Source organism: Anaerorhabdus sp. (assembly GCF_036657415.1).
Classification (GTDB): Bacteria; Bacillota_I; Bacilli_A; order Erysipelotrichales; family Erysipelotrichaceae; genus Anaerorhabdus.
On sequence record NZ_JAVXGL010000084.1, the window covers coordinates 1 to 8,599 of the forward strand.

Consider the following 8,599-nt stretch of genomic DNA (forward strand, 5'->3'; position numbering starts at 1 on the left):
TGTAAAATAAACATATACACCTGCAACAGCACCTCCCAAACATCCTGCAATTAACGGGAAACGATAGCGAAGATTTACACCAAAAATAGCAGGCTCAGAAATTCCAAATAATGTACTAATGAAACTTGGAATACATAATTCTCTTGTTTTTGTATTCTTCCAATGTAAAGCCATATAACCAAGCACTGCACCTGCTTGTCCAATAAGTGCAACTGACATTAATGGATTGATGAAATTAACCCCTGTTGTCGCAATCAATTGTGACTCTACTGCTCCAATGATATGATGAATTCCAGTAATTACAACTATTTGTTGTAGCCCTGCAAATAATGCAAAACCAACCGCACCCAAATTTTCTGTCATCCATAATAATGAACCTGTAATTGAATCGGCAAAGATGCGCCCTGCAGGTCCAACAATCGTAAATAATAAAACTGTTGAAATGAATACTGTTAGCATTGGTGCAAATAACAATTTAACAACATCAGGGATTACACGTTGGAAAAATTTATCAAGCGTAGCGACAACCCATCCCATCATCAACGCAATAATGATACCCCCTTGAAAACCTACCATTTGAATTTGTAATCCAAATAAATTTAATACTTCTGGATTAAAACTTTCTGTGCCAATACTATAAGCATTTGCTAAACTAGCATCTAACATAATTGCACCAACAACCATTCCTAGAATTGCTCTACCACCATAACGTTTTGTTGAAGAATAACATACAACCATGGGTAGTATCGCAAATATTCCTGTTGATGCTAAATTCGCAAGTCGATTAATCGCGTAAAGTGTTTCATTTTCTTGAACCAAATCCCACTTCCCTAAAACACCCGTTAATCCCATTAATAATGCTGCCGCTAGAATTGCTGGAATAATATCAACAAATACATCAGACAACGATTTAATCAATTTTTGGATTGGATTTTGCTTTGCATTAGCTTGTGTTTTGACATCTTCAAGTGACATATTTTCCTTATGCACATATTTTGAGAATACCGCGTATATATCATTCACAAGCCCAGCTCCAAATATAATTTGAAGTTGTGAGCCAACAATGAATACACCTTTTACTAATTCAACATCTTCTAATTCTTTATTTTGAACTAATGAAGTATCTTTCAATACTATTCTTAGACGAGTAGCACAATGCGCAACTCCTTGAATATTTTCCTCGCCACCAACTAATCGTGTAATTTCCTTTGAAATAATTAAGTATTTTTCACTTTTATTCATACTTTCCTCCTATATTGGAACCGGTTCTATATTTCTAGTATAGCTCGTAATAAAGTCTTGTCAACACTTTTTGGAACCGGTTCTATATATTTATAAAAATAATACCACAATTGTGGTATTATTCCTCATCATTTTTCGCAATATTACGATTGTATTGTTTTCTTTCAAGCGCTGTTAAATATCTTTTACGAAGACGAATACTATCTGGAGTTAACTCTACAAGTTCATCATCATTAATAAATTCAAGTGCTTCTTCTAATGACAATATTTTCGCAGGAACTAATTTCATAGCTTCATCAGCACCTGAAGATCGAACGGCTGTCATCTTTTTATTCTTAATTGGATTTACATCCATATCCATATCTTTAGCTGCACGTCCAATTATCATACCTGTGTAAACTTCTGTTTGTGGTGTAATAAATAATTGACCACGTTCTTGAATATTCCACAAAGCATATGTCATTGCACTACCATTTTCAGTTGAAATTAATGCACCATTTGAACGTTGATTGATTTCACCTTTATAGGGCTCATATCCAGCAAGACGGCGTACCATCGTACCTTCTCCACGAGTATCATTGATAAATTCTGAACGATAACCAAGTAACCCACGAGTTGGCACCATATATTCAACGCGTGTATAAGTTCCTTCATCTACAATATCAACCATAACCCCTTTACGTAAGTTTAGTTTTGAAATTACAGATCCTGAATATTCATTTGGAACGCTACATACAACTTCTTCAACCGGTTCAAGCAATTGTCCATCAACACGGTGGAAAATTACTTCTGGTTTACTAACCGCAACTTCATAACCTTCTCTACGCATATTTTCAAGTAAAATTGATAAATGCAATTCTCCACGACCACTCACTTTGAAGCAGTCTGTACTATCTGTTGGTTCAACTTTTAGACCAACATTTACTTCAAGTTCTTTTTCAAGACGTTCTTTGATATTACGAGAAGTAATATACTTTCCACTCTTACCAGCGAAAGGTGAACTATTTACCATGAAATTCATTGATAAAGTTGGCTCTTCAATTTTGATTGAAGGCATCGGTAATACTGCATCTGTATTACAAACTGTATCTCCGATTGAAATATCAGAAATACCAGAAATCATTACAATCTCACCGCATTGTGCTTCTGAAACGGCAACACGACTTAATCCTCTATAAATGAAAATTTGATTTACTTTACAACGTTGTTGTTTACCATCTTCATCACATACGATAACTTGGCTAGCTTCTTTTAATGTACCTGAATAAACTCGACCAATACCTAAACGACCAATATAATCATCATAAGCTAACGCAGATACTTGCATTTGTAATGGTTCCTCAGAAACATCTGGATAAGCATCGCAATGTTCTAAGATAGTTTCAAATAAAGGCATGATGTCTGTATTCGTATCATCCAATGATTTACGAACGATACCTTCACGAGCAATTCCATAAAGAATAGGGAAATCTAATTGCTCATCATTTGCGTTTAAATCTAAAAATAAATCATAAACCATATCGATGACTTCAGTTGCTCTAGCATCTCTTTTATCGATTTTGTTAATTAATAGAATTGGTCTTAAACCTGCTTCTAAACTTTTTTGTAGTACGAAACGTGTTTGAGGCATTGGCCCTTCACTAGAGTCTACAAGCAAAATAACTGTATCAACAGTTTTAATTATACGTTCTACTTCACTCGAAAAGTCAGCATGCCCTGGCGTATCGACTACATTGATTTTATAATCTTTGTAATTTACAGAACAGTTCTTTGAGTAAATTGTAATTCCTCTTTCACGTTCTAAGTCATTGCTGTCCATAACACAATCAACAACTTCTTCATTGTCTCTGAAAACGTGGCTTTGACCCAAGAAAGCATCTACTAGAGTAGATTTCCCCGCATCAACGTGCGCAATAACCGCAATATTTAATATTTTTTGAAATTCTTTCATAATCATCATCCTTTGCAACTTATAAATTATATGCTTATAAAGCTTAAAACTCAACAAAAACCGTAATTATAGACTATTATCTATATAATATAGGCTTCATTTGTCTAAGTAAGCGCAACCATTAATCAAATTTTACCTATTTTGTTTTAAAAAAAGAAAGTAGATTTTTCCACTTTCTTTTATAAACTTAGTGTTTTTTACGAGATACTAGAATAATTCCACCACAAACAACAATAATAATCAAACCTGAAACTAAGATATTATTTTGAATCCAATCTACAGCATTTGCAAGTGAATGAAGAATAATATTCTGACGAATATTTTGATTACTAATAATGTCTTTTTGATAAATTACTTCACCATAAGCCATTACAATAACCTCACCAACAACATCACCTTTTTTTATATTTTCTGTAATTACTTCAGGAATCGTAACTTCTATAACTAATTCATTAGGGTCACTTGGAACATCAAGCAAAATAGCTTCATCCATTTTCCATTCAACGTTTCTATCTAAAAATCGATATTTGATTTCGCTTTCTTTAATTACATCATTCAAATTGAATATCATTTGTCTTTGATAAGAATCACGATAGTAATTGTATATCGTTCCCGCATCGAGATAATGACTAGGAATTTTTCTTTCCACCCAGGCATGAGCAGTAATTAAGATAAGATCCATCTCATTAATCGTAGCACTTGATGCAAGGCAATAACGCGCCTCCACCGTATACCCTGATTTACTACCATTAAACCCCTCAATTGTAACCTTATAAGGCACATTAGACCCAGGATTATTAATATACTTATATGATGTAGACTCCATTTTCAATCCTTGCGTTGGATAATTTTTTGATATCCCCGCTTGATAAGTATCTGAAGTAAATACTTCTTTAAAGAAATCATTCTGCAAAGCATAATCCAATAAAAGACTTATATCATATAAAGTTGAATAATGATTGTCATTATGTAATCCTGTGGTATTTACATAATGTGTATCCTTCATTCCCAACTCTTGAGCTTTTTGATTCATCATGTCTACATAACCATCAACACTACCAGCAATTGTATACGCAAGTGCTTGAGTACATTCAGCACCTGAAGGTAATAATGTTCCGTAGATTAAATCACGGATAGTAACAATATCCCCTACATTAAATCCTGCACGACTTGCACCAGCCTCTTTTAAACCAGCCATAATTCTTTCATCAATTAGAACTTGTTGATCATAGTTATCAACATTCTCAATTGCAATCAAGGCAGTCATCATTTTTGTAAGTGATGCTGGGTAAATAATCTCTTTTGAACCCTTATCCCATAAAACTTGCCCAGTTGTTTGGTCATATAGATAAATATAGTCACTCGTTACATTTGGTTTTTCTTCTTCTGCAAAAATTTGTATTGGCGTGAATAACGAACCAATTAACAAAAACAATATTAATACTAGCTTCTTCATTCTACTCCTCCAATTTTGTATATTATAACATAATGTTTTTTTATGATACTACTTTTATTTTTCTTAAGATTTAGTATAATAGAAGATGCACTGAGCGAATGGCGGAATGGCAGACGCGCAGCACTAAGGATGCTGTGTCTTATGACGTGAGAGTTCAAGTCTCTTTTCGCTCACCATATTCAAAATTGAGAGCCTTTTTTAAAGACTCTTTTTTTATTTTTCTACAAATACCCAAGTTTTTGATCAATATAGATGTTGAAAAAATTACTCATTTAATGTGAAAACTTTACTCATTTACAAGTGAAGTATTTTTCCTGTATGTTATAATTTTAATAAGAACGGAGGTTTCTATGGCAACTAAACTATTGGTAAATGGAACAGAAATTACAATGACAATTTTTGATGATAAAGACTATATTTCACTTACAGATATGATCAAAGCAAAAGACGGCGATTTCTTTATATCGGATTGGCTTAGAAATAGAAATACAGTTGAATTCCTAGGCGTATGGGAACAAATATACAATCCGAATTTTAATTATGGCGAATTCGCCATAATTAAAAGCAAAGCAGGTCTCAATAGTTACAAAATCAGTGTAAAAGAATGGGTAGAAAAAACTAATGCTATTGGACTGCGTGCTACTGCAGGACGATACGGTGGAACTTATGCATATAAAGATATTGCTTTTGAATTTGGAATGTGGATTAGTCCAGAGTTTAAAATCTATCTTTTACAAGAATTCGATAGACTTAAAATGCAAGAACAGCAACAACTAGGATGGGATATAAAAAGAAATCTAGCGAAAATTAACTATTCAATACATACTGATGCTATTAAAGAACATATAATTCCCTCTCTATTGACAGAGAAACAAATCAATATCACTTATGCTGATGAAGCCGATATATTAAATATGGCATTGTTTGGAATGACCGCTAAACAATGGCGAAATTCTAATCCTACCTTGAAAGGAAATATTCGAGATTATGCAAATGTTTCCCAACTTGTTGTCCTTTCAAATATGGAAAGTTTAAATGCTATTTTCATCAGCGAAGGACTTTCGCAAACTGAGAGATTATCAAAACTCAACGAAATTGCAATAAATCAAATGAAATTGCTTACAGAAAATAAACGGGTAGCTTCTCTTGAAAAGCAATCAGCCTTACAGAAAGGCAAAGATAAATAAGTTAACTTGAATTTAAGAAGAAATGTAAATAGTAATATCCACTGCATATGGATGCCTCAAAATAAAAGAAGATATGAGTGTTGAACATTTTGTAGTAGATGTCAGACTCATTTTTTTTATTTCCATCTAGAAATCCTTTTTTACTAATAGCGTTTCATTGATGTCATATTTTTCTTTTTATTCGGGACAAAAATTATGTAAGAGTTTATTTCTATATCTATTCTAATTAAATTCACAAAATCTGAATTCTCACATCATTTACTATTTTTTTGCAATTTTGTCACAACACACGAACATTCACAGTATTTATATTTAGTTCTTTAAAAACATTTTTATCATTATGCAATTTTAATAATAATGTTTTGATATAATAGAAAGAAAAGGAGGCTTTTAATGATTAAAAATTCAGATAAAACAACCTTTATACAAGCTAAAGGATTAGAAATATCAATTCTTCCAAGTAAATCCCAAACTGACTTTATTTCTTTAACAGATATTGCCAAATATAGAAGTAATGATCCATCATCTGTAATTCAAAACTGAATGCGTAATAAAGATGTAATAGAATTTCTTGGTTATGGGAAAGTTTATATACCCCTAGTTTTAAACCTCTCGAATTCGAGGGGTTTAAAACTCAAGCTGGATCAAATTCATTCACTTTGTCTCCCAAACAATGGATTGAATCTACGAAAGCTATTGGAATCCATTCTTCATCAGGTCGATATGGCGGAACTTTTGCACATCCAGATATCGCTTTCGAATTTGCTTCTTGGATTTCTGCTGAGTTTAAATTGTATATAATCACAGACTACCAAAGACTGAAAACTGACGAAAATTCCAATTACTTTCTGAATCGGAATATTTCTCGTGAAATAGCTAAAATAAACTATAAAATTCATACAGATGCCATCAAAAATAATTTTGTCATTCATGATTTACCAAAACAATTTAAGAGTTTTACTTATGCAACCGAAGCAGATGTACTAAATGTTGCAATGTTTGGTACAACAGCAAAAGAATGAAAAGAGAAAAATTCTGAACTTAGTGGTAATATTCGCGATTATGCTACTCTTGAACAGTTAATTGTACTATCAAATCTCGAAAGCCTAAACTCTATATTAATAAAGAATGAAGTTCCTCATAATCAAAGAATAATTGAATTAAATAAAATAGCTAAAGAACAACTAAGTATCGTTATAGAATCACCCAATGTTAGAAAGTTGGAAAACATAAAATAATAATATCCACTGCATATGAATACCTCAAATACAAAATGATATGAGTATACATTTTACACAATGTTGTACTCATATTTTTTTATTTTTCACCAAGAATTCTTATTATAAAAGCTTTTTTGAGATTACAAAAAATTATTCAAATCAGAAAATATAAGAAATGATGTCATTCTTGAACATTTAATTAAATCCAAAAAATGTAAATTTAATAAATACTTCATGTAAGATTAAAATAAATTGAGATAACTTAATGCTACTTAGTCTAATAGCTGTATCTTCCAGTATCATAAAATTAAAAAATATGAAATAATAATTACCTATACTATGTAGATAATTTTTTAAAATGATAAAGTAAGTTTATTTTTAAAAGTTTAAGGGAGATTTTTATGAAGATACACTATTATTTAGGATGGTTCAATAATCATTTCAACAAACCTCTTATAAATATGTTAACAAATGATATCGTTGACAGGAAATCTCTTGTCCTAATTAGTGCTGATCCTTATCACTATGAAGACGAGGAAGTTGGTTCAATAGAACTTTCATGGTTTCATCACGCTGGGATCAATTTTGAAGAATATCATATCATTGATTTTGATATATCCAAAGAAGATGCTGAACAGTATATCAAAGATGCTTCCGTAGTTTTTCTACTTGGTGGTTACGCTAAGGAGCAGAATGAACTTTTAGTTAAGTACAAATTAATTGATCTCATTAGAGAAAAAGATATTGTATTAGGAACAAGTGCAGGTTCAATTAACATGTCTAAAAAATGGTTATACTCAGAGTATACTGGGAATTCAACAAAAGAATCACAAATAATTGATGGTCTTGGTCTAGATGAATTTTCAGTTTTATCCCATTATGATTTAGAAAATACGCTGAACAGAATTCAATATGATTTACACTCTCTACTTACCTCTATGGATGTTTATGCATCTAATAAGGACTGTGCACTGCGAGTAAAAAATAACGAAATTGATATAATAGGTGATGTTTATCTTATATCGCTTCAAAGCATCATAAAACTTAGTGAAACTATTTAATACAGTTTTATTCTCTATCCTCAAATTTTAAATTTATCAAAATCTATTAATATTAACACGAGTTCTCAAAAAAAAACCTAAATTAGGTTTTTTTTCAGTTAATTGATGATACTTATATCCTTCCTCTTCTATTCTCTATCATTTTGGAAAACATCTTAACTATTTCCGGTGTTTGATGATTAAAAAATAGACTTTCATTTTTATCGAGTGTAGCTATTTTTTCCATATCCGAAGGAGTGAGTTCAAAATCAAAGATATCAAAATTCTCTTTCATTCTTTCAACATGTGTTGATTTTGCAAGTGCAACAATATTTCTTTGCATCAACCATCTCAAAATGACTTGTGCTACAGTCTTATTATAGTTGTCACCTATTTCTTTTAGTACTGCATTTTGAAACATATTATTTTTTCCTTCACCAAAGGGTGCCCAAGCTTGCATTTGCACACCAAAATCAAGCATATTTTCTTGAGCTTTGGTTTGT

Annotated in this window: 8 protein-coding genes and 1 tRNA gene; 5 read left to right on the top strand and 4 right to left on the bottom strand. The window is 31.6% G+C overall.

Annotation, left to right across the window (positions count from 1 at the left end; genetic code table 11):
• From RSB60_RS09745 to RSB60_RS09755, 3 genes are all read right to left on the bottom strand, one after another.
• Positions 1-1,242, bottom strand: a 1,242-nt coding sequence (locus RSB60_RS09745; RefSeq protein WP_332616034.1) for a PTS transporter subunit EIIC, incomplete at its 3' end; no start/stop codon positions are given.
• A gap of 118 nt (positions 1,243-1,360) precedes the next feature.
• A complete protein-coding gene (typA, locus tag RSB60_RS09750) occupies positions 1,361-3,193 on the bottom strand; it encodes a translational GTPase TypA (protein ID WP_323380839.1) in 1,833 nt (610 codons plus the stop codon).
• Between the two features lie 187 nt (positions 3,194-3,380).
• On the bottom strand, positions 3,381-4,649 hold the full coding sequence (locus RSB60_RS09755; protein ID WP_323380838.1) for a D-alanyl-D-alanine carboxypeptidase family protein: 1,269 nt from the start codon (positions 4,647-4,649) through the stop codon (positions 3,381-3,383).
• A gap of 92 nt (positions 4,650-4,741) precedes the next feature.
• Here RSB60_RS09755 and RSB60_RS09760 point away from each other — a divergent pair.
• The 5 genes from RSB60_RS09760 to RSB60_RS09780 all read left to right on the top strand — a co-directional run bounded on the left by RSB60_RS09760 (position 4,742) and on the right by RSB60_RS09780 (position 8,117).
• Positions 4,742-4,825, top strand: a tRNA-Leu gene (locus RSB60_RS09760).
• A 174-nt stretch (positions 4,826-4,999) separates the two neighbouring features.
• A complete protein-coding gene (locus RSB60_RS09765) occupies positions 5,000-5,836 on the top strand; it encodes a KilA-N domain-containing protein (protein ID WP_323380837.1) in 837 nt (278 codons plus the stop codon).
• A 393-nt stretch (positions 5,837-6,229) separates the two neighbouring features.
• Complete coding sequence (locus tag RSB60_RS09770; RefSeq protein ID WP_332616037.1) at positions 6,230-6,379, top strand: hypothetical protein; 150 nt, start codon at positions 6,230-6,232, stop codon at positions 6,377-6,379.
• 116 nt (positions 6,380-6,495) lie between these two features.
• On the top strand, positions 6,496-6,858 hold the full coding sequence (locus tag RSB60_RS09775; RefSeq protein ID WP_332616040.1) for a KilA-N domain-containing protein: 363 nt from the start codon (positions 6,496-6,498) through the stop codon (positions 6,856-6,858).
• A gap of 599 nt (positions 6,859-7,457) precedes the next feature.
• Positions 7,458-8,117 (top strand): Type 1 glutamine amidotransferase-like domain-containing protein, encoded by a 660-nt coding sequence (locus RSB60_RS09780; protein ID WP_332616042.1) that lies wholly within the window; start codon positions 7,458-7,460, stop codon positions 8,115-8,117.
• Positions 8,118-8,229: 112 nt separating this feature from the next.
• Here RSB60_RS09780 and RSB60_RS09785 read toward each other — a convergent pair.
• Positions 8,230-8,599, bottom strand: a 370-nt coding sequence (locus tag RSB60_RS09785) for an aldo/keto reductase (RefSeq protein ID WP_332616044.1), incomplete at its 5' end; no start/stop codon positions are given.

Excerpts from the sequence above, each read along its gene's own strand:
- RSB60_RS09780 (WP_332616042.1), top strand. The coding sequence starts at position 7,458 with ATGAAGATACACTATTATTTAGGATGGTTCAATAATCATTTCAACAAA.
- RSB60_RS09755 (WP_323380838.1), bottom strand. The coding sequence starts at position 4,649 with ATGAAGAAGCTAGTATTAATATTGTTTTTGTTAATTGGTTCGTTATTC.
- RSB60_RS09765 (WP_323380837.1), top strand. The coding sequence starts at position 5,000 with ATGGCAACTAAACTATTGGTAAATGGAACAGAAATTACAATGACAATT.
- typA (WP_323380839.1), bottom strand. The coding sequence starts at position 3,193 with ATGAAAGAATTTCAAAAAATATTAAATATTGCGGTTATTGCGCACGTT.
- RSB60_RS09770 (WP_332616037.1), top strand. The coding sequence starts at position 6,230 with ATGATTAAAAATTCAGATAAAACAACCTTTATACAAGCTAAAGGATTA.